The organism is Thermoactinomyces sp. CICC 10522 (genome assembly GCF_016055075.1).
GTDB classification, from domain to species: Bacteria; Bacillota; Bacilli; order Thermoactinomycetales; family Thermoactinomycetaceae; genus Thermoactinomyces_A; species Thermoactinomyces_A daqus.
The window spans coordinates 164,905-186,482 of the sequence record NZ_JAECVY010000003.1; the positions used below are offsets into that span (position 1 = coordinate 164,905).

Genomic DNA, 21,578 nt, shown 5'->3' on the forward strand with positions numbered 1-21,578 from the left:
CAATTCTCGTTCGTTCTGCGGGAGGAACCATGACAAGAGAGAAATTAAAAGCCGCAGCCTTGAAGCATTTTGCCAAAAGCGGATACGAAGGGACATCCCTCGCGGCAATCGCCAAAGAGGTCGGAATCAAGCCCCCGTCCGTTTATGCTTTTTTCTCAGGCAAAGATGATTTGTTGCTGACCGTCTTCGATGAAGCGATGGAGGAACTTCAACATGAACTGCTCCGGGCTGGCGGGCATTTGCATGGTCACAACATGAAAGAAAAATTGTTTTCCCTTCTTAAAAGCTTTGTCCACTTTCAGATGCACAATGAACAGAAGATCACATTTATTCGCCGGACTCTCCTGTTTCCACCCGAGCACCTGAAAGAGCGACTGAGCGCCAAATATTCGGAAATGAACAACCTTCTTTCCAAAACCGTTCACACCATTTTTGCAGAAGATCCCTGCGGAGGACATGACCCGGATATCCGGATGCAAACCTATCTCTGTCTGCTGGATGGAATTTTCCTTCATATGTTTTTGAATGACGATCACAACCAACTCTGCGACAGAATACATAATATTTGGAAAACAGCGTGGAGCGGATTGGCCGCCAGCGGAGACCTTTGACGCCGGCAGCAAAAACCGCTATACTGTTCAGAAAAAAATCAAAACTTCTCAGGGAGAATGTCCATGGAAAGCGGAACTTCTTTAAAAGAACATTTGCGTCAGCTTGAGGAAAAATTATTACTGCCCGAGGTCCGCAGATCCCGGGAGGAACTTTCCAAATTGCTCGCTGATGAATTTTTTGAGTTTGGAAGCTCAGGCACAGTCTGGTCCAAAGAGGAGATTGGAAGCGAAGGGCTGAGTGTAAGGAAAATGAGTTTGTCCCATTTTGAAGTGCATCTTTTGGCTCCGGATGTAGCTTTAACGACTTACCGCGTGAAAGATGAAACGCGAAAAATGGATACACTGCGCAGCTCTGTCTGGAAACTGAAAGAGGGAAGATGGCAAATGATCTTTCATCAAGGAACACCGACAAGCCCTATGAGTGATGAACCGTAAACCCCGTCATGACAAGTCGATTCTTTTGCTCCCCTCCATCTCCGATGGCCGGTCAGGGGGGGGGCCAGCTTGCCCGGGCTTTTATGCCAGGGTGTGCCGGCAGGTCATGATCGCTTTGATGCACCTTTTTGGGGAGCTAGCTCTTCCCATTTAAGCACCGGCTTCGGCGGGCGGTAAGAAAACAGTTTTTTTACCAACGCTTCTGCATCGCTCTCACAGACAAACAAATCGAGATATTCCGGCCTGATAAAACCGTCATCAATCCCTTTCTCCACCAACTGTAAAAGCGGATTAAAATATCCGGCCGCATTTAACAGTCCGATCGGTTTTTGATGAATTCCCAATTGTGCCCAGCTCAACACCTCAAAAATCTCCTCAAAAGTGCCGTACCCGCCGGGAAGAGCGACAAAAGCATCGGAGAGTTCCCCCATTTTCGCTTTGCGCTCATGCATGCCTTCAGTCTCGTAAAAATGGGTCAGATGGTGATGCTTCAATTCTTTCCGCGATAAAAAAGCGGGCATCACTCCGATTGCGATACCGCCATTTTCCAAAACGGCATCTGCGACAATGCCCATCAATCCCTTACTGGAACCTCCATAAACCAAGCTCAAACCCGATTTGGCCATCACGAGCCCGAGTGATTTTGCTGCATCCCTGTACTCGGGATTCCTGCCGGGATTGGAACCGGCGAAGACACAGATATTTTTCACCTTTGTCCCTCCTGTTTTTATTCCCATCTGTTCATTTCCCTTTTTTCAACACTTTTTGCAACTGCTCCCGCAGCAGTTCTTCCGTCATCGGGCCCGAATGATGATAAAAGATCCTGTGTTCCCGATCCAGAATAAAGGTTTGCGGAAAAGCCTTGGCAAAATAGGAATTGCCGACATCTCCGCTTTGGTCCAGCAAAACCGGAAGTGTGATGTGATTTCTCTTCACAAACCGGCCGATGGCAGCTTCATGCTCGGTATATGCGGCGTCGATCATATAAAAGTTTACTTGATCTCCCATCTGCGCATACACTCGTTGAAAAGCGGCCATCTCCTCCTGGCAATAATCACAGTAGGTCGCCCAGAAGTTGATCACCACCGGTTTCCCCTTGCTCTGGCCGAGTCCCGCTTCGCCACCTCCCCATTTGGGAAGGGTAAAATCAGGCGCTTTTGTACCTGTTTTCGGGACATGATCCTGAATGTAGTCGCTGACAGTATAAACAGGGGTCTGACGGCTTTTCGCTTCCCCCGTCTCTTTTTTTTCTATGTAATTCCAAAAAGCTCCGCCCAATAAGGCTACCAGCAGAACCCACGCAAACACGCGCACGCTTTTCATCTCTCTCACCTTTTGCCAAGTTGATCCGTTCCGTTCTTTCATTCTACCAAATTCTTCACTTTTTTCGGAATCGGAAACTGAAATCCCCGGGCTTGATTCATAACAAATAATCAAATTATTCATAATAAACATGAATTTTATATTATAATAAAACTATCATCCCTGGAAAGGAGGATTCCTTATGCTGATCCGTTCCAAATGTTCGGTTTGCGGCAAAGACGATTGTGAGTGCAAATAATCATGAGCGCGAAATGAAAAGAGCGCCCCGGGATCTTGGGGCGCTCCGCTTGTTTGCCATGTTTCAGGATCTTGGTGCTTCTCTTTGCTTCTATCAAAGTGCATTGGAGATCAGGCCGCGAGGCACCCATCTTGCCGGATGACTCAATAGCCGGACACGGTCCCTCACTCCCCGGCCCGGATTTTCTCCTGTCAGCAATCAACCTGCTGCAACCTCTTTTTTCGGTTCCATCTTTTCCGTTTCGAGGGCAACATCTTCCTTCGTCGCTTTTTTCAGATGATCCTTGCGCACGTCACGCAGGAAAATACTTAAGACAAATCCGACCACGGCAAAACCCATCGACCAGAAAAAGGCGTCATTGACTCCCATTACAGCTGCTTGCTGGTTAATTTGCCCGAACAAGAGCGTCGCCAGCGTCTGTTTTGCTTGCGCCATCGGAATTCCAAGGGCATCCGTCAATTTCATCACATGCTCCTGAAAAGTTTGTGCAAATCCGGGGTCCATCAGGTTTGCCGATTCCGTCATTTTACCGAGGTGGAATGTCGTGCGCGTACTGAAAATGGTCGTAACCACACTGATCCCAATCGAACCGGAAATTTGGCGCAAGGTATTGGACATCGCCGTTCCGTGCGCATTTTTTTCCGCGGGCAATTGGTTCAATCCCGCTGTCATGATCGTCATCATCAAAAGCGACATTCCAAAGGAACGAATCATGAACAAGATGAGAATATGGAAATAATCCGTATCCAATGTCAGCTGGGTAAAACCATAGGTGGTCAGAGCCGTAATCAGCATGCCAACAATCGCCAGCGGACGCGGACCGATCTTGTCAAACAAACTCCCGGAAATCGGGGACATAATCCCCATGATCACCGCCCCCGGCAACATGAGCAGGCCGGATTCGAGCGGAGTAAAACCGCGCAAGTTTTGCAGATAGATCGGAGTCAGAAACATCCCGGCGTACATGCAGATCGTTACCAGCGCGCTGATGACACTGGACAGTGAAAAGGCATCGTATTTAAAGACGCGGAAATCCAGCATCGGATGTTTAGAGCTGAGCTGCAAAATAACGAACAGGGCGATCAAGACGATCCCGACGATGATCGAGACGTCGACCACCGTATCATCCCAGCCTTTGCTTCCCGCTTCGCTCAACCCATACAGGAGCAGTCCGAAGCCGGCGGTGGAGATAATCGTTCCCCACAAATCAAACGGCGGTTTGGACCGCGGCTTTGTATCTTTTAGCAAGAACGAAGCAAAGATGGTGACAAACAAACTGAGCGGCACGATGCCGTTAAACAACACGCGCCAACTGTAATGCTCCATGACCCATCCCGACAGAGTGGGACCGACGGCGGGAGCAAACATCATCCCGAGACCAAAGATCCCCATTCCTTTCCCGCGCATTTCCGGCGGAAAGATCGACAAGATGATCGTCATAACGAGCGGCATCAGGATTCCTCCGCCGACTGCCTGAATCAGGCGGCCGATCAGCATCACACTGAAGGTAGGCGCGATTCCGCACAGGAACGATCCAACTGTAAAGAAGATCATGGCTCCCAGGAATAAGGTCCTTACCCCAAACCGTTCAATCAGGTAAGCAGACATCGGAATCAAGATCCCGTTAATCAGCATGTAGCCTGTGAGGAGCCATTCCGCTGTTGTCGCGCTGACGTTAAATTCATTGATCAAGTGAGGAATGGCGACATTGAGCAAGGTTTGGTTCAAGATCGCCAGAAATACCCCCAACATCAAGATGGACAACAAGGGAATATGACGGGCAATCCCTCCCTGGGCCTCCGCTTCATTTCGCTGAGTCACAAGTGCCCCTCCTTTCTGTTTCTGCCAACGATCATTTATGAATCTTCACTTCTGCGTTCATCCCGGGAACAAGCCCGTTTGGATAATTGTCCATCGAAATTTTCACAGGAATCCGCTGTACCACTTTCGTATAATCGCCACTGGCATTGTTTTGCGGAATCAAAGAGAAAACAGAGTTGGTCGCCTGACCGATCTGCTCGACCTTCCCTTTGATCCGGGTATCAGAATTTGCATCAACAGTAATATCCACTTCTTGACCGACACTGATATCTTTGATCTCCGTTTCTTCGACATTGGCAAGGATATACAACTTGCTAAAATCAACGACATCAGCCAACGCTTGACCCGGAGCGACCATTTGCCCGACCAGTCCTTTGTTTTGCACAATCGTTCCGTCAATCGGAGCTTGAATATCGACCGTGTTCGACCCAATGTTAACTTTTCCGAGCGCCTGTCCTTTGGTCACTTGATCTCCTTCATTCACTTTCCATTCGGTCAACTTTCCTGCGCTGTCAGCAGCAACAGGTACAATATCTCCCATCACTTTCGCATCATCGGTTTGAATGAAATTGGTTTCGTTGTAATAGTAGTAGTATCCGCCGATCCCAAGTCCGACAATGATAATAAAAATAACCGCATTGATCAACAATAACTTTCCTGTCTTCATGAAAGTTCTCCTCTCACCGGAAAATTTTCTGCTCTCCTATTTGTGTATTTGTACGGACGCATTCATTCCAAGAGCGATGTATTTCCCATTCAAATCATCAATCGAAATTTTGACCGGAACACGTTGCACTTCCGGCGAATCCGTCGTTTTCGCCGTCAATGCAGATGACGCCTGAAGGACATTTCCGGCAGAATTGCCGATTTCCACCACTTTTCCGTGGAAAGAATCACCAGGATAAGAATCCAGTGAAATGTCGACGTCTTTGCCTTTGCTCACATCGTTAATCTCCTGTTCATCGATATAAGCGGTAATGTAAGCATTGGACAAATCGGCAATCATGGCGAGCGGCTGTCCTTGTGCCACCACTTCTCCCGGCACGACATCGGTTTGCAAAATCACCCCGTTGATCGGAGACGTAATCTTATCAACTGCCGGTTGCTCTGCCATCTTTGCCTGATCCAGACCGGAGAGCTTGACAGCATCGGCCGAGCTCGTTGGATCGATGGCCATCTGTTCGTCTCCCAGCAATTGATCCGCTGAGACCTTATCTCCAGATGACAGCTTCCAGTCTGTAATCCTTCCTGTCTGTTTGGCATATACGGTGGTGAGGTCTGCCTGGACTTGCGCATTATCAGTGCTGACATATAAGGAATTTTGATACCAATAATAAGCCCCGGCTCCGACCGCCGCCACCAGAAAGACGATCACGATGATACTGATTGCAATACGCTTCATGCGGCTTACTCCTTCTTATAAATTTGGCTCGCTTTCAATTATGGTCGCCAGCTTTAACAATGTATCCGTTAAACTGGCAACCTCTTTTGGTTTTAAGCGGTCGACATATCGACGCAACTGGCGAATCTGGTTCGACGAAAACTGTTGAAACATTTCCTGATCCTTTTCCGTCAGGCTGATCCAGACGATACGCCGGTCATGTTCATCCCGCTCGCGCTTGACCCATCCGCTTTTTTCCAAACGATCGACAATCCCGGTGATCGAACTGGTCGATGTTTCCAATTTCTTGCTCAACTCGCCGAACGATTGCCGGCCGTCCTCCCGCAAAACCTGGATCACCCGAGCCTGAGGTATCGTCAAATGGCAAGTTTTTAACTCTTCTTGCAAGATCTTGCGATAAGCCTGAAAACAACTGTGCATGGCATTGATGAGTTCTTGAATCTGTTCGTCGCTTACCAAAGATGGTCACTCCCGTTAACATTTAGGGATCGAAAATATTCCTCATACGAACGATTAATATAATAAAATTTAATGAGGTTAAATGTCAACACCAAAAACAATTAGGTTTGTGAAATATTTTTTAAAGCTTTCATAATAAAATTTCATTCGGTTTATTTTTTAGCATACAAAAAAGGACTCTGAAATGAAAAACTCGTTCCAAAGTCCCATGGTCTTTCCGCTGATAATCTCTTGTATCCTCTTTCCGATTGAAAATTCGTTTGCTCAGGCGTGCGGGAATGTTTTTCCCCTTTCGCAGACTGACCGTTTTTTCAGGATAGCAGCAGCCCTTTGAAAACTGAAGATGCAGGGCTGTTAAAATGAAACGACCTGCAACGTAAAAATCTCCAACCATTCCGTTCATTGAAGTTGCGAAAAGCAGCGAAAGCCGTCAATGTCTAAGAGGGATAAATATAGGGATTTTTGGGAGGAGATACAAACTTCACAGACTCTACTTTAATCACGGGCGTTATTTCCCCCTCAATCTTTTCCGTCTTCAGCGTTCCCTCCACTTCAACCCAACGGTCCTTTTTCAGAGAATCGGCATGATTGTCTTCAGCCAAGATTCCCACAACCGCCGCGTCGGCCACGCAACAGCTAACCGCCATCCGTCCGGGAACAAACTGGTTGGATTTAAACGATTCGTCCCGGTAGACAAAACCCATGGTCCGGATTTTCTTTCCTTTGAATTTCTCGGGATACAGCAAAATCACGTTCAGCCGTTCAAAATAATTTTGATCGTTGAAAGTAATTACCGGCATTTTTACCAATTCAGCCGCTTCCTTTTTGTATTGCGCCTCCCAGCTCTCCTGGCCGTCGGAGAGAGTCTCGCTTTGGCCTTTGTCGGTGCTATTTTTCCCATCGTTATTCTGATCAGACTGGCTTTTGGTTAACACTTTCTGATCCGGTTGCGAAGATAAGTAGGTAAACATTTTATGATTGGCAATGCTCCCATCCAAAACCTTCGGCGGAAACAGGAAAAACATAAAAAGGGGAAAAATGACGAATCCATATCCCCAAAATCCTGTTCTATGTATATCTTTCTCTTTCAGATTCCATAATTGAATCAAACCCAGGACAAGCAATAAAAAGATACTGATCGCCACCAACCACTTCAACCGCGGGTTAATAAACAGGTCGATGTTTTTCGTGACGAGAAGGTATAAAAGCATGATCGCATTCCCGATGAGAATGGCAGTGCGAAGGATTGCGGTCATTCATCCGGTCTCCTTTCATTTAGACAAACAGCAAGATTGACAGAATGGTCAGGAGCGTGGTTCCGCCCCAAAAAAACCAAACGACAGAAGAGCGAAAGCTCCCGATCATCATCAGTAAATTTTTCAAATCCATCATCGGCCCGTATACGAGGAAACTGAACAGGGGAGCGTTTCCTAAAATTCCCCGAAAAGAAGCGGCCACAAACGCATCCGATGATGAACAAATGGACAGTCCGAATGCGATTCCCATCATCACGATCACAGCGATCCCCTCATGTGCAGCAACCGATTTCATCACTGACAATCCAATAAACGTTTGAAAGCAGGCTGCGATGAAAGCGCCGGCCACAAAATACTTTCCCATGTCAATAAATTCAAAGATCGCATGATAGAACGCATGACACAATCGCGCTTCCAAACCCCGATGGTCATGGCAGTGATCATGTGGATGAGCATGATCGTGATGGCAGGAATGATGGCAGTCTGCTTTTTGCAGATTTCCTTTTAAAACATCGGTCTTACTGAAAAAAAGCAAAAACATAATCCCCATCGCCACGGCAATCCCCGCCCCCAATCCGAGACGCAGGAAAACCATATCCCAGTTGTTTCGGAAAGCAATATAGGTAGAAACGGCGGTAACAGGGTTCACAATCGGAGCTGCCAGTAAAAACGTAAATGCGGTATGAGCCGGAAGCCCTTTTTGGATCAAACGACGGGCGAATGGCACAATTCCGCATTCGCAGATCGGAAGAAAGATTCCAAGACACGCCGCCAGAGGGATTGATAAGAGCGGGTTTTTGGGGATCCACTTCCAGATGACCTCTTCATCCACAAACTCATGGATCAAGACGGAGACAAATACCCCCATCAAAATAAATGGCAAACCTTCAATAAAAATGCTGAGAAAAATGGTGGACAGGTTTTGCAACTGAACGTTATCCGTAATTGCAAATTTCGCCATCAAACTTCCGAGTTCCATGATCTGACCGGAAGTTAAAAAGTAAAACAGGGCGATAAAAACTAGAACTCCCGTAATCTCAATGTAGTAATTTTTCAGCCACATTCTGATTGTTCCTCCAGTCTGAACGCGATCCGGCATGTTGATTTGTCATCATATTGGAATTTTATGACGAGCTAAATCAAAATTATTACGATTTAATTCCCGCTTTCAATATCATATCAAAACATCAACCCTTTATAAATCAATAATTGTTTCAAAATCAGGATAAATTCAACCGAAGAAAAAATCAGGCTGATTCTGATTTCTGCCCCGCTCAAAACAAACACGATCCAAAGATGAACTCTTTCCCGCTCGCAAAAAAATATAAAAAAAGACGGTAACGTCCTTTGCGTCACCGACTTTTTATATCACATCAGGCTGTTAAGGTTATTCTTTCACAGGCCGCTTGGAGGGCTCTGCCACCTTGACTAGCTGTTTGCCCAGATTTTCCCCTTTGAACAATCCGAGAAAAGCATCAATGGTATTCTCAAAACCTTCCACAATATTTTCTTCATATTTCAATTTGCCCTGCTTCAACCATTCAGCCAACTGGTTGGTTCCTTCATCGAATCGGGCTGCATAATCGGATACGATAAACCCTTTCATCAGCGCCTTATTGATCAGCAGCAAGGGTTGTATCCTCGGCCCGATATCGGCCTTTTCCAGGTTGTACAAGGAAATTTGGCCACAGACCGGAATACGGGCGTGGGGATTCAACAGTCGCATGACCGCATCGGAGATTTCGCCCCCGACATTGTCAAAATAGATATCCACACCCTCCGGGCAAGCTTCTGCCAACGCTTTTTTCAACTCTTTCGTCGTCTTGTAGTTAATGGCGGCATCAAATCCAAGCTCGTCGAGCAGGTATTGAATCTTCCTGTCTGAACCGGCAATCCCCACAACACGGCACCCTTTAATTTTGGCAATTTGGCCAACCGTCATACCAACCGCCCCTGCCGCACCGGACACAACAACGGTTTCCCCCGGTTTCGGCCGGCCGATATCAAGCAACCCGAAATACGCGGTCAGCCCGGTCATGCCCAGAATCCCCAAGGCCGTGGTAACCGGGGCGATCGTTTCATCGATCTTTCGCAATTGCGCACTATCCACCGTTTGCATCGTTTGCCAGCCATAATTGCCGATCACGAGATCCCCTTCATCCAGTTCGCTTGCCCTGGACTGGATAACCTCGCCGATCACCCCTCCGGTAATCACTTCATTGAGCGGATATGGAGGAACATACGATTTTTGGTCATTCATCCGTCCCCGCATATAGGGATCAACCGATAAGTATAAGGTGCGAACCAATACTTCACCCGTTTTCGGCTCCGGCACAGTCCCTTCAACCATTTTGAAATCGTCTTTTGCCGGCAGTCCTTTCGGCCTTTTTACCAATAAGATCTTTTTGTTTGCCAACGCTTCGGCCATACTTTCGCCTCCATCGCAAATTTGGTTCAAGAAAACATCATTTTTTCGGCACATTTTTTCACAAAAGCAAACCTGTTAACCCTTTTCCCGGTCCACTTTTGATCTCAAACCAAATTTCCGGCCTCAAACAGTAATATCTCTTTTTGCAAATGCCCACCATGAGATTATGTGGAAAAGAATAAAATAGACCAGTAAAACGATGACGGAAAAAGTGGCGCTCATGCCCGGATAAGGCGGTTGTCCCCCTGAGAGATACTGTGTGAAATCCATATTGGCAAAGAGGAGATATTTTCCCCAGGCAAAGCCGAACATATTTAAAAACTCAATCAGAACGGCCCCGGCAAACACCAGAAAAACCGAGAGGCCGATCGCCACTGAACTGCTGCGCGTCCAAGCGGATAGCATAAAAGCGAGTGTCGCCATCATCACAATTTCCACAAAATAAAGGGAATATGTGGTGATCAGCTCCTTGATCAGGGGAACCGGACTTCCGTAAGCGGAGGTGACGCCGAAAAAGACCGCTCCAAACAAAAAGGAGCAGACGATGAGCGTTACCACGAAAATCACGGAAAACAGCAACACGGTAACATACTTGGCCCAAAGGATTTTTATACGTCGCGCCGGACGGATCAGCAGCATTTTCACCGTTCCCCAGTTAAACTCGCTCGACACGATGTCTCCGGCAATCACCACGGTCAAGATTTGCGCGATCGGCAACAGGTGTGAGTCAAACTCGAAAAATCCCCATAGATCCTCCGGCCTTCCCGAAGCCTTTTCCATATACTTCAAGACGAAAGCGGAACAAAAACTGACCACGATATAGAATCCGAGCATTACATAGGTTCTCGTCCGCTCAAATTGTTTCATCATTTCATTTTGAATCAAGCGAAAAAAATCAGGCAATCTCATCACCTTCTGTCATTTCCAGATACTTGTCCTCCAGCGATTGATCCATGGTCCGAATTCCGTAAACTTTTATTCCCGCTTCCGTCATTCTGGCGTTCAGTTCGGCGATCTGCTCCCGTTTCAGCTCGATCTCAAACCCTCCCGGCACTTGAGCCCATTCTTTGTTCCAGCTTTTCTTTTTAAGCAGCTCAGGAATTTTTTCAACCGAATCAACTTCAAAGTGAACCTTGAACATCCCGGCCTTCTGATTTTCAAGTTTTCCAACCGATCTTATGCCTGCCAGTTTCCCCTGGCGAATGATTCCCACCCGGTCACACATCAGCTCCATCTCGGACAGAAGATGACTGGACACAAGAACGGCGACATTTTCCTTCTTGGCCAGTTCGCGCAAATAATCGCGCAGTTCGCGGATTCCGGCAGGGTCCAGACCGTTAGTCGGCTCATCCAGGATCAACAACGAAGGGCGGTGCAGAATCGCTTGTGCCAGACCCAAGCGCTGGCGCATCCCCAGGGAGTACGTCTTGACCGGATCATGAATGCGATTTTCCAACCGGACCAGGGAAACAACTTCATCGATCCGCTCCTGGTCTACACCCGGTGTCATCCTGGCAAAATGAACCAAATTCTTGTACCCCGACATGAATTGATATAACTCCGGATTTTCGACCACCGCTCCAATCCCGCGGACCGCTTGTTCAAATTGCGTTTTAATGCTGAAATCATGAATCATAATATCTCCCTCGGTGATTCCCATCAATCCGACGATCATCCGGATGAGGGTCGTTTTTCCGGCACCGTTGGGACCGAGGAGCCCAAATACTTCTCCGGCATAAACCTTAAAGGAGAGGTTTTCGACAATCGTTTTATTATGTATTTTTTTCGTGACATTGTTCACCTTCAAAACCGGTTTCCGTTTCATAACGCCCTCCCAAGACAGCATCAACCTTACATCAGGTGTTTATCATAAAACATTATTGACTGAAAGCCTTGCCACCAGACAAAACTCTCCATCCAATTGTAACAGATTTGTGCTGTCCGGCCCAAAGTCTTTCACATTGATTGTATCAGGGACTCCTTTTTAAAAAAGAACCATTTTCCTGCGCCATTGTCCCCGTTTTTCGCTTCCGTCAACAATAAAAAAAGATGATGATTGTCTGCGCGTTCATGTGAATTTCCGGTTTCCGTTCATGAAAACAAGGGAATTGCTGTATGATGGCGAACACACAAGTTTAAGTTGCCTATTCCCAAAAGCAGGAGTTGATGGATATGAAAATCGTCGCCCTTTACGGCAGTTCCCGAGAAAGTGGAAATTCGGAACAACTGGCCGATTATGCCCTGGACGGGCTTCAGGCGACCAAGATTTACCTGCGGCATAAAAAAATCCTTCCAGTTGCTGACGGCCGCCACTCGCCCGAAGGATTTCACCCTGTTGACGATGACTATGAAAGCATCATCACCCAGGTAATAAATCATGATGTTATTTTCTTTATTACTCCGCTGTATTGGTACGGAATGTCCGGGTTGATGAAAAATTTCATCGATCGCTGGTCGCAAAGCCTGCGCAACACGAACTACGATTTCAAAGGAAGCATGAAGGATAAACAGGCATTTGTCATTGTCACCGGAGGAGATTCGATAAACGTGAAGGGACTTCCTCTCATTCAGCAATTCCAGCTGATTTTTGACTTTATGTCGATGAAATTCGGCGGATATATCCTCGGTGTCGGAAATAAGCCGGGCGAAGTGATGAATGATCAGCACGCCTTACATCAGGCGCGGCTATTGAACCAACAACTGCAAGCTGTGCAGTCTTAAGCGGCAAACGCCACCCCTTCCCTGCAAAGAGGTGGCGCTTCGCCATTTATTTTGTTTTTGACTCCTGCTTGCGCAGATCCTTCACGATTTTCCCGCCTTTAATAACCATCACGATCTGATCCTGATTTTCAAGTGCACGGATATTTTTCAGCGGATCAACCCCGGTCAAAACAAAATCCGCCCATTTTCCTTTTTCAATTGTGCCCACCTCTTCCTCCCATTGCAAACAAGCTGCAGCCATCTGCGTCGCAGCCACAATCGCTTCCATCGGGGACATGCCGATCTCGCAGAGAAGTCCCAATTCGCGCAGATTCTGGCCGTGGGCCATCACCCCGGCATCGGTGCCCATCGCGATTTTCACGCCGGCGCGAAAAGCCTGTCTGATGCTCTCCCGGTGAATTTCAATCACTTCTTTTGATTTGCGGATGGCATGTTCCGGCATGGTTCCCTCCTGCTCCGCCATCTCCAGAACAGCCAGCGGGGCGAGCAGCGTGGGAACGAGATACGTCCCCTGTTTCAGCATGAGCTCAATGGCTTCATCATCCAAGAAAATCCCGTGCTCAATCGAATGAACACCGGCACGGACGGCATTTTTAATCCCCTCGTTCCCCTGGGCGTGAGCCATCACTTTGATTCCCCGGCGAAACGCCGCTTCCTCAACCATCACTTCCAGCTCCGCCTGGGTAAATTGGGTAAATTCCGGATGGTCAGTGGGGCTCATCACCCCTCCGGTGCTGCAAACTTTGATGAAATCGGCCCCTGCCCGCAACACTTCGCGCACTTTTTTGCGAACCTCATCGGGCCCGTCGCAGACCCCCAGCGGGTTTCCCGGATATCCGCCAAAAAGGGCCGGCGTTACATCCACACCCGAACGCTGCCAAAAATCGAGGTGTCCCCCCGTTATGCTTAAGGGAGTTATGCTGATTTTCATCCGCGGGCCGAGAACCAGCCCGTTTTCCACAGCCATCTTCACCCCGGCATCGGCGCCGCCTGCATCCCGCACAGTGGTCACACCCGCCGCAACCGTGGCTTTCATATTCCGGATCGAATCATAAAATTTATAAGAAAAAGGGGTGTTCAAACTATTGGCGAAATTGACCGGGGACATCATAACATGAACATGGGCATCGATAAATCCCGGCAATAAAGTAAACCCATCCGCATCAATCGTCCGCACCGGCACATCGGGAATCCGAATGCGATTCACATGCCCGACCTCAGCAATGCGTCCATCCCGGACCAGCACGGCCATCTCTTTCTTCGGTTCACCCCCTTTTCCATCAATTAAGGTCACATTTTTAATCAGGATAGCCTCCACGTTGATCCTTCCTTTCTGCTCAGCCGGAATCACGGATAATTTACCCTAATAGAAAGAAAATAAAATATAATAATGCAATTAATAAATAACACCTCTCCAAACTGGAAGAGGCGTGCCTTATTATTGAAAAAATTCAATTTTTCCTGTTGGTCTTGGTGCTTTTCAGCTTCTGTCTTCTTTCTCACAAAGTGCTGCAATAGAGCATCAATCCCGCTTCACCCTATTTGGCAACAGCCTTGTACATATCTGCTGCTCCAAATCAGCATGTCTGGCTCGGGCTTTTCGGTGGCCGATTGCGTTCAACCAGGCATACCGCAGGCAAATGGCATCCGGCAAAAGCGGGGGCACTGGTCAGGCAGGGAACCGGGCGGCTGGATGGCGGCTTGCTTTCCCCGCCGGCGATCCTTGGTCGCGGCCAGTACATGAAGGATCGCGTCAGCCTACCCCCCGGCGGAGACTTCGGATCAGCGGTGACGGCAAGAACTTTGCAGCCGATCCGTCTCGCTTTTTCCTCGATCATCAGTACTGATTGTGTCTTCCCGGAAACAGTGATGACGAGATCCTCTGCGGCAATGGCGGGAGCAATCGTCTCTCCGACGACATAGACGGGCAATCGACATGCCATCTTCTTGATCAGTGAAGTCCCCGCTTCAATCCAATCCGTTTCCGCTTCCACCCGGGCAGCGATCCTGACCGCCTCGCCTGCCGTCATTCATCTGATATTCACCTTTCATGTTTCTCCTCTTTTTTGCTTACAGCCAGGGTTAAAACCACCGACAGCAGGAGGGCTGCCGCCATGAAGATATAAGAAGCATTCGGACTGCCGGTCGCACCGTTCAAATACCCGACAACGTATGAACCGACAAAGGAACCGAGCGCTCCCATGCTGTTGATCAACGCCATCGCCCCGCCGGCGACATTGCGCGGCAAAATCTCGGGAACAATTGCAAAAAAAGGACCATATGGCGCGTACATCGTACCGCCGGCAATCACGAGCAAAACGTAGGAAAGCCAAAAGTCGGAGTTACCCAAGAGATACGATCCGGAAAAGGCGAGGGCTCCGATGAGCAGAAGCGGCCACACAAATACTTTCCGCTTCATCAGGCGGTCGGAGTAATATGAGACGACCAGCATAAGAATGACAGCGAGCAGATAGGGAACGGAGGAAAGCCATCCTGTCGCGACGATCCCCATTTTTGACGCCGATTTTAAAATCGATGGCAGCCATAACACAAATCCATAAACACCGATGCTCCAGCAAAAATATTGCAGGGAGAGCAGTATCACATTTTTCGATTTAAACGCTTCCCAATAGTTTTTGGCCGGCTGTACTGTCTGCTGCTCTTGCTCCAATGCTCGGGAAATCCCGGCTTTTTCTTCTTTGGTGAGCCATTTCGCCATCTCCGGTTTGTCGTCAACCAGTTTTTCCCAAACAAAGGCCCAGATCACCGCCGGAAGCCCTTCAAGGATAAACATCCAGCGCCAATTGAACACATCGACCAAATAGCCCGAAACAACGGACATCCACAAAACCGTCACCGGGTTCCCCAGGATGAGAAACGTGTTGGCGCGGGATCGTTCCTCTTTGGTGAACCAATGGCAGAGAAACACGAGCATGGCCGGCATTACAACGCTTTCGGCAACGCCGAGCACAAAGCGAATTACCAGCAGCGCTTTTACATCAGTCAGAAATCCAGTCGCCGATGCGCACAATCCCCAAAGGATCAGCGTCCAAAAAATCAGCTTTTTCGCACTTCTCTTTTCGGCATAATGCGCACCGGGGATTTGAAAAAAGAAATAACCAAGGAAAAATAAGGCCCCGATCAGCGAGGAAACTTCCTCTGTGATATGCAAATCTTCGGCCATCCCGCCTGCCGCTCCAAACCCGTAGTTGGCGCGGTCGAGGTAGGCCAGGCTGTAAGTGATGAAAACGATCGGAATCAAGCGATACCAGCGGCTTTTGGCCAAACGATTGTTTTCCATCTGATTCACTCCTCAGGTGCGCAGTCATGGTGTGCAGACATAGGACTCCGGCTGCTCCCGTACGGGCAATCCATCCTGGTTCCCCTGACTCATTACTGCCAAGCCCCGATGGCATTTGCCCGCAAAACCGCTTCACGGATCGGCAAACCCTCCAGCATTCCGCTGATGGACACCGACGTCAAATCCGTCTCCCTCTCCTACTGTATCGACCACTTGCGAAACAGGAAATCCTGTAACTTCCCCTTCTTCCGTCACCGTACGATCATCAGCGCCTCTTGCCCCCAACTTGATCACAACCAATTTCACCTCCTTATCAAGATAAAATGCTGCCAGATCACGCGGGCCGGTATAGCCGGTGAGGATCCGGGCAGATCACCCGATTCCGGAAATAAACCACCTCGGGGTCACCGCTGCCCGCCTTGGGTTTCAACTGAAAACCGGTCGGATGGTCCGGATCGCCACCATGGAAATATCCACGTTTTCCCATCACAAACTCTCCTTGATCCATTGTCCAAACGGATCATTCCCCACTTCGCTCACCCGGCCGGCACAATATCCCAACCGGAACAGACCGACGGGGACATTGGTTTCCGCCCCGGCCACCCCCGGCGTAAACTGCTTACCCGATGAAGCGCTCCGGCTTTACCGGCCGCAGACATTCCCATCGCTTCGCCAAAGGTTACGACATCCGGCATAATCCAACTCTCATTCCCACCTTTTTTGAAATCGGTTTCAAAAAAGGGCGAAAACAGGCAATCTTTCTAGTCCCTCACTTCCGGCGTAGAGCCGCGCACCAGCAATTGACCGGAAAAAGCGATATTTTGCGCCGGCGACCGATCCCCGTCAATCCGCTCCAACACTCTTTTCATCGCGGTCACGCCCATTTCATAAGTAGGCTGTGCCAGGGTCGTGATTCCGGGGCCGATCAGCGGTGCCCATTCCATATCATCAAATCCCAAAACGGCCACATCCTTGCCAATCTCGATTCCTTTCTCCTGAATCAGATGGATCGTTTTTAACAGAATCACCCCGTTTGCCGCAAAGACGGCCCGCTTTCCCTTCGGCGCCTTTTGAAAAAACTCATCCAACAGAAGGGAGAATTCGCGCAACTCGCGTAAATCAATCTCATGAACTTCAGCGGAGACTTCACGATCGGACAACATGTTTTGAAATGTGCGCACCCGTTCCTCCCGCGAACTCACGCCGGCAATCGATTCGCTGAAAAGGGCGATGTGCTTATACCCCCGGGCGAGCAAGTGGTTGACACCAGCAGCCATCGCCTGTTCATTGTCAAGCGTCACGGTGTCAAATCCCAATTCAGGCACTTTTCGGTCGACCAGGACGACGGCTGTTTTCTCTGTCGCCAATTCTTGCAAAAACTTGTTGTTGCGTCCGGTCGTATTGATGATCAAACCGTCGATCCGGTGGGATTGCAGCATAAAAATGTATTCACGCTCTTTGGCCGGATCGTTATCCGTATTGCAAACCATCAGGCTGTATCCGCGCTGCTTGCAGACATCCTCGGCCCCGCGCAAAATCGCGGTGGAAAAAGGATTGGTAATATCAGCGATCACCATGCCGATCAGGTAACTGCGATCCCGTTTCAAACCTCTTGCCATTTTGTTGGGACGGTAATTCAGCTCAGCAATGACTTTTTCTATTCGGTTCAAGGTGCTGTCAGACAGCATATGGTACTTTCCGCTTAAATAGCGGGAAATCGTCGTTTTTGACACACCGGCCAGTCTTGCTACATCTGAAATGGTGGCACGGTCCGATTGCTTCTTTTGTCTCTTATTTTCCATCTTTACAGTCCCTCATGCCAACTGCTCATTTATTTTTGAAACCGGTTTCATTATACCAAATTATCTTTCTTTTCACAAGTCCTCGAAAAAAACAGGATATTGATCTGTTAACCACAGGTTGATTTACATCCACTTGGAAAAAGTTTTTTGAATCTCCTTCCTTGCAAGGCAGCAAGGAAGACCAGATCTGCCCGCTTGCAATCCCCTGCATCATATCCCTTTATTTTCCAATTAACACTGCTTATCTATTAAAATACATTCTATTTTATTCGTATACCTCCCCAGGCTGATCAAACTGTTTTTCATCATATGACGCAAAATCCGAACATTATTTTCTACAGCGACCTTTTCTCCTTCTTATGCGTGTTAAATAAAAATAAATCATCACTCAAAAGGGTTAATTTTCGCCTTTAACCCTGGTATATTTCGGTTTTCTAAATAACAATTTTTGTAAATAAAAGGTTTTAATTTGATTTACAATTCATTTTTATGCGATACTATTATCAGTGAATTAATCTACTAGTATATCCTGCTATAGTTGGAGGTAGCCATATGAAAGGGATGAAGAGAAATATTGGAACATTTGCCCTTATGATGACCGGCCTCGGTTCGATTATTGGATCCGGCTGGCTCTTTGGAGCATGGAAAGCGGCCTCAGTTGCCGGACCCGCCGCGATCTGGGCATGGGTCATTGGAATGATCGCCATTATGTTCATCGGCTTGACCTATGCCGAATTGGGCGCGATGTTCCCCGAAGCAGGCGGAATGGTACGTTACGGCCATTATTCACACGGATCATTTCTTGGGTTTATATCCGGCTGGGCCAACTGGATCGCGATTGTTTCCGTCATTCCTGTGGAAGCGGTTGCTTCGATACAATATATGAGTTCCTGGCCTTGGGCATGGGCAAAAGCCCTGTACAACGGAGAAACGCTTTCCCCGGTCGGGCTGGTGCTCGCCGCCTGTTTGGTCGTTGTCTATTTCCTGATCAACTACTGGACGGTCAAGCTGTTTGCCCGTGTTAACACGGCCATCACCGTCTTCAAATTCCTCATTCCCGGACTGACGATTATCGGGCTCATTTACGCCGGTTTTCACGCTAACAACTTCACTCATGCCCCCGGCGGTTTCACTCCGAACGGCTGGGCAGGCGTGCTGACGGCTGTGGCCACATCGGGAATCGTTTTTGCCTTTAACGGATTTCAAAGTCCGATCAATATGGCCGGAGAAGCAAAAAATCCAAGCCGTTCCGTTCCAATCGCAGTCGCCGGTTCGATTCTCCTGGCAGGAATCATCTATGTCTTGTTGCAAACCGCTTACATCGGTGCAGTGCCGGATCATCTGCTGGCCAAAGGCTGGGGTGTCCTGAACTTTAGCTCTCCCTTCGCCGATCTGGCCTTGGCTCTAAACCTGAACTGGCTTGCCCTCCTGCTGTTTGCAGATGCATTCGTTTCTCCGTCCGGTACGGGTATGACCTATACGGCAACCACGGCCCGGATGATTTACGGTATGGAACAAAACGGTTATTTCCCACGTATATTTGGAAAAATCCACCCGGTTTACGGCGTTCCGCGACCGGCGATGTGGTTTAACCTGGCTGTTTCGTTTTTATTCCTGTTCATTTTCCGAGGATGGGGATCACTGGCTGAGGTTATTTCCGTCGCGACGCTGATCTCGTACGTAACCGGCCCGATCTCGGTCATGGCATTCCGCCGCATGAAAGACGTAAATGTTTCACGTCCTCTCAAAATCAAAGGCATGCCGGTAATCGCGCCGCTGGCGTTTATCGTTGCATCGCTGATCCTGTATTGGGCGACCTGGCCGCTGACCGGTCAAGTCACCCTGATCATGATCATCGGATTGCCCGTTTATTTCTACTATCAAGCCAAAAACAACTGGAAAGACTTTGCTGCCAACTTTAAAGCCGGCCTCTGGCTGGTCGTCTATCTGATCGTGATGATGGGAATTTCCTATCTGGGCAGCAGCAAATTCGGCGGAACCAATCACATCCCTTACGGCATGGATATGGTTGTCGTCGTCATCGCAGCTCTGATATTTTATTTCTGGGGCATCCGCAGCGCTTTGCCTTCCTATCAAGGCAAACAGGATGAGCAGAGCAACGAACAGATGAAAATCGCCAACTGATCCTCGTTCTTTAAAAACTGACTGTCCACCTGGCTGGGCAGCAGTTTTTTTATAAACGCAGATTCTGTTCACATTTGAAACCGTCACTGCTTTCGTGATGCAAAGTTCCGTCATGATCTTGAAAGTCTCAAGCATGCAAACCCATGCAGTATCAACACGGACAATAGCCCCTTTCAATGACTTACGTCAGAAAATTACAGTTGACAATTCAAGTCCCAGTTGATGCCGAACCGGTCGGTCAGCTTCCCGTATTTCGCCCCCCAAAAAGTGTCCTGAAGCGGCATAAGAACTTCTCCGCCTTCAGCCAAAGCGTTGTACACCTTTTCAATCACATCCGCTTCTGTCAACTCCAATGTCAGACTCACCTGATTTCCAAAGTTGACAGATTGGTTTCCGATCGCATCTGAGAAATAGATCGCTTGATCCGCCACTTTGAGATGACCGTGCAGAATTTTGTCCCGGTCCTCTTCAGCACAAGGGATATCCGGTACATCTCCATAGCGTCGAAGGGTAACGATTTCCCCGCCAAAAACATCCCTATAAAAATACATCGCTTCCTCACTGTTTCCCCGCAAGTACAAATAGGGATTAATTTTTGCCTGAATCACCTGTCCATTCGACTTCCTTTCCTCATGTAATGTTGGAACGCATTTTCATGAACGGTTATATTTATCCAGTCTTCACCTCTATTCGGGATTATAATCCGGAACATATGTTTCGTAACCCTGTTTTTTGAGGGTGAAGAGCATTGTGAACGATTGAAACTTTCCTGTACTCCTACATACAAAAAGAAGCCGCCCGCAATCCGGACGACCTCTTCTGATCAACCATCCTAACAACGGACGGAAAGAGAAGAAAGGGCTTCTTCATCGGCAATAATGGTCACATGTTGATGCATTTTTAAAACAGATGCCGGCAGTTCTTCGGTCACCTCGCCGTAAATGAGCCGCTGCAACACTTCCGCTTTTCTTTTGCCGACGGCGAGCAGCAAGATCTCTTTACTCTTCATGATCGATGCGATCCCCATCGTGACGGCGAAGGCCGGGACTTCCTCCAGGGAAGAGAAAAATCGGCTGTTGGCGATCCGGGTCGATTCTTCCAATTTAACAACATGCGTAAAGGAGTGAAATGAAGTTCCCGGTTCATTGAAACCGATATGCCCGTTGATGCCAATCCCCAGCAGTTGCAGATCAATTCCGCCGCTTTGGTCGATCATTTGCTCATAACGTCTGCATTCCTCTTCCAGATTTTCCGCCATGCCATCGGGTATATGGACATTTTGCGGGGGTATGTCGATAAAATCAAACAGTTTTTTATTCATATAGGTATGATAGCTTTGCGGATGATCAGGCGGCAGCCCTACATATTCATCCAAATTAAACGTGGTGACGTGCTGGTAGGTAGTGCCGTTTTGCCTCGCCTCTTCCACCAGTATTCGATAAACCCCTTGTGGTGTGCCACCAGTCGCCAGACCCAAAGTCAGCTTTTTCTGCCCTTTGACCTTCCTTAAAATGAGTTCGGCTGCCTTATGGCAGAGATCATGATAATCTTTTGCCTTGATCAGCTGCATCGCGGCCCCTCCTTCCGTTATGAAAACTGCCACTTTCCCCTTTACCTGGTTCAATGTCCGGTTCGA

The 21,578-nt window shown here is 48.3% G+C and carries 24 protein-coding genes; 4 read left to right on the forward strand and 20 right to left on the reverse strand.

The window, feature by feature from the left end; all coding sequences use genetic code 11:
• The first annotated feature begins 29 nt into the window (after nucleotides 1–29).
• Both I8U18_RS07070 and I8U18_RS07075 read left to right on the forward strand, forming a co-directional pair.
• The gene (locus I8U18_RS07070) at nucleotides 30–611 is read left to right on the forward strand and encodes a TetR/AcrR family transcriptional regulator (protein ID WP_198055435.1); all 582 of its coding nucleotides are present in this window, start codon (nucleotides 30–32) and stop codon (nucleotides 609–611) included.
• A 63-nt stretch (nucleotides 612–674) separates the two neighbouring features.
• Nucleotides 675–1,046 carry a nuclear transport factor 2 family protein gene (locus tag I8U18_RS07075; protein ID WP_033101064.1) on the forward strand — a complete coding sequence of 124 codons (372 nt, stop codon included), beginning with the start codon at nucleotides 675–677 and terminating at the stop codon, nucleotides 1,044–1,046.
• A gap of 104 nt (nucleotides 1,047–1,150) precedes the next feature.
• Here the strand turns inward: I8U18_RS07075 and I8U18_RS07080 are convergent, their stop codons facing one another.
• The 11 genes from I8U18_RS07080 to I8U18_RS07130 form a co-directional block, all read right to left on the reverse strand.
• Nucleotides 1,151–1,756: an LOG family protein gene (locus I8U18_RS07080; RefSeq protein WP_033101063.1), complete on the reverse strand. Its 606-nt coding sequence runs from the start codon at nucleotides 1,754–1,756 to the stop codon at nucleotides 1,151–1,153.
• Nucleotides 1,757–1,787: 31 nt separating this feature from the next.
• On the reverse strand, nucleotides 1,788–2,369 hold the full coding sequence (locus tag I8U18_RS07085) for a TlpA family protein disulfide reductase (protein WP_198064624.1): 582 nt from the start codon (nucleotides 2,367–2,369) through the stop codon (nucleotides 1,788–1,790).
• Between the two features lie 436 nt (nucleotides 2,370–2,805).
• A complete protein-coding gene (locus I8U18_RS07090) occupies nucleotides 2,806–4,359 on the reverse strand; it encodes a DHA2 family efflux MFS transporter permease subunit (RefSeq protein WP_198059028.1) in 1,554 nt (517 codons plus the stop codon).
• A 100-nt stretch (nucleotides 4,360–4,459) separates the two neighbouring features.
• Entirely contained in the window at nucleotides 4,460–5,095 is a 636-nt protein-coding gene (locus I8U18_RS07095) for a biotin/lipoyl-containing protein (protein WP_198055438.1), read from the reverse strand.
• A gap of 36 nt (nucleotides 5,096–5,131) precedes the next feature.
• A complete protein-coding gene (locus I8U18_RS07100; RefSeq protein WP_198055439.1) occupies nucleotides 5,132–5,830 on the reverse strand; it encodes an HlyD family secretion protein in 699 nt (232 codons plus the stop codon).
• Between the two features lie 15 nt (nucleotides 5,831–5,845).
• Nucleotides 5,846–6,289, reverse strand: coding sequence for a MarR family winged helix-turn-helix transcriptional regulator (locus tag I8U18_RS07105; protein ID WP_052154201.1), 444 nt, complete (start codon nucleotides 6,287–6,289; stop codon nucleotides 5,846–5,848).
• Nucleotides 6,290–6,726: 437 nt separating this feature from the next.
• Complete coding sequence (locus I8U18_RS07110) at nucleotides 6,727–7,545, reverse strand: TIGR03943 family putative permease subunit (RefSeq protein ID WP_033101057.1); 819 nt, start codon at nucleotides 7,543–7,545, stop codon at nucleotides 6,727–6,729.
• 19 nt (nucleotides 7,546–7,564) lie between these two features.
• Nucleotides 7,565–8,608 carry a permease gene (locus I8U18_RS07115; RefSeq protein ID WP_198064625.1) on the reverse strand — a complete coding sequence of 348 codons (1,044 nt, stop codon included), beginning with the start codon at nucleotides 8,606–8,608 and terminating at the stop codon, nucleotides 7,565–7,567.
• Between the two features lie 324 nt (nucleotides 8,609–8,932).
• Nucleotides 8,933–9,973, reverse strand: a complete 1,041-nt coding sequence (locus tag I8U18_RS07120; protein ID WP_033101056.1) for an NADP-dependent oxidoreductase — start codon at nucleotides 9,971–9,973, stop codon at nucleotides 8,933–8,935.
• Nucleotides 9,974–10,096: 123 nt separating this feature from the next.
• Nucleotides 10,097–10,876 (reverse strand): ABC transporter permease, encoded by a 780-nt coding sequence (locus I8U18_RS07125; protein ID WP_052154200.1) that lies wholly within the window; start codon nucleotides 10,874–10,876, stop codon nucleotides 10,097–10,099.
• Nucleotides 10,869–11,798, reverse strand: coding sequence for an ABC transporter ATP-binding protein (locus tag I8U18_RS07130; RefSeq protein ID WP_198058992.1), 930 nt, complete (start codon nucleotides 11,796–11,798; stop codon nucleotides 10,869–10,871). The genes I8U18_RS07125 and I8U18_RS07130 overlap by 8 nt, the downstream gene beginning before the upstream one ends.
• A gap of 347 nt (nucleotides 11,799–12,145) precedes the next feature.
• On the opposite strand from I8U18_RS07130, the gene I8U18_RS07135 reads away from it, so the two are divergent.
• Entirely contained in the window at nucleotides 12,146–12,694 is a 549-nt protein-coding gene (locus I8U18_RS07135) for a flavodoxin family protein (protein ID WP_198055440.1), read from the forward strand.
• A 46-nt stretch (nucleotides 12,695–12,740) separates the two neighbouring features.
• On the opposite strand, the gene I8U18_RS07140 is transcribed toward I8U18_RS07135, so the two are convergent.
• From I8U18_RS07140 to I8U18_RS07160, 7 genes are all read right to left on the reverse strand, one after another.
• On the reverse strand, nucleotides 12,741–14,012 hold the full coding sequence (locus I8U18_RS07140) for a metal-dependent hydrolase family protein (protein WP_198055441.1): 1,272 nt from the start codon (nucleotides 14,010–14,012) through the stop codon (nucleotides 12,741–12,743).
• A gap of 259 nt (nucleotides 14,013–14,271) precedes the next feature.
• Nucleotides 14,272–14,724 (reverse strand): phosphoheptose isomerase family protein, encoded by a 453-nt coding sequence (locus I8U18_RS07145; RefSeq protein WP_198064626.1) that lies wholly within the window; start codon nucleotides 14,722–14,724, stop codon nucleotides 14,272–14,274.
• Nucleotides 14,725–14,735: 11 nt separating this feature from the next.
• Entirely contained in the window at nucleotides 14,736–15,995 is a 1,260-nt protein-coding gene (locus I8U18_RS07150) for an MFS transporter (protein ID WP_198064627.1), read from the reverse strand.
• Between the two features lie 132 nt (nucleotides 15,996–16,127).
• Nucleotides 16,128–16,289, reverse strand: coding sequence for a hypothetical protein (locus I8U18_RS18425; RefSeq protein ID WP_370589204.1), 162 nt, complete (start codon nucleotides 16,287–16,289; stop codon nucleotides 16,128–16,130).
• Nucleotides 16,290–16,329: 40 nt separating this feature from the next.
• The gene (locus I8U18_RS18430; RefSeq protein ID WP_370589203.1) at nucleotides 16,330–16,482 is read right to left on the reverse strand and encodes a hypothetical protein; all 153 of its coding nucleotides are present in this window, start codon (nucleotides 16,480–16,482) and stop codon (nucleotides 16,330–16,332) included.
• A 49-nt stretch (nucleotides 16,483–16,531) separates the two neighbouring features.
• On the reverse strand, nucleotides 16,532–16,690 hold the full coding sequence (locus tag I8U18_RS18435; protein ID WP_407701821.1) for a hypothetical protein: 159 nt from the start codon (nucleotides 16,688–16,690) through the stop codon (nucleotides 16,532–16,534).
• A gap of 66 nt (nucleotides 16,691–16,756) precedes the next feature.
• Complete coding sequence (locus tag I8U18_RS07160; RefSeq protein WP_198055444.1) at nucleotides 16,757–17,797, reverse strand: LacI family DNA-binding transcriptional regulator; 1,041 nt, start codon at nucleotides 17,795–17,797, stop codon at nucleotides 16,757–16,759.
• 552 nt (nucleotides 17,798–18,349) lie between these two features.
• On the opposite strand from I8U18_RS07160, the gene I8U18_RS07165 reads away from it, so the two are divergent.
• The gene (locus I8U18_RS07165; protein ID WP_198055445.1) at nucleotides 18,350–19,942 is read left to right on the forward strand and encodes an APC family permease; all 1,593 of its coding nucleotides are present in this window, start codon (nucleotides 18,350–18,352) and stop codon (nucleotides 19,940–19,942) included.
• 194 nt (nucleotides 19,943–20,136) lie between these two features.
• On the opposite strand, the gene I8U18_RS07170 is transcribed toward I8U18_RS07165, so the two are convergent.
• Together I8U18_RS07170 and nagB are read right to left on the reverse strand one after the other, a co-directional pair.
• Entirely contained in the window at nucleotides 20,137–20,550 is a 414-nt protein-coding gene (locus I8U18_RS07170) for a VOC family protein (RefSeq protein WP_198055446.1), read from the reverse strand.
• Between the two features lie 224 nt (nucleotides 20,551–20,774).
• Entirely contained in the window at nucleotides 20,775–21,512 is a 738-nt protein-coding gene (gene nagB, locus I8U18_RS07175) for a glucosamine-6-phosphate deaminase (protein ID WP_033101050.1), read from the reverse strand.
• Between the last annotated feature and the right edge of the window lie 66 nt (nucleotides 21,513–21,578).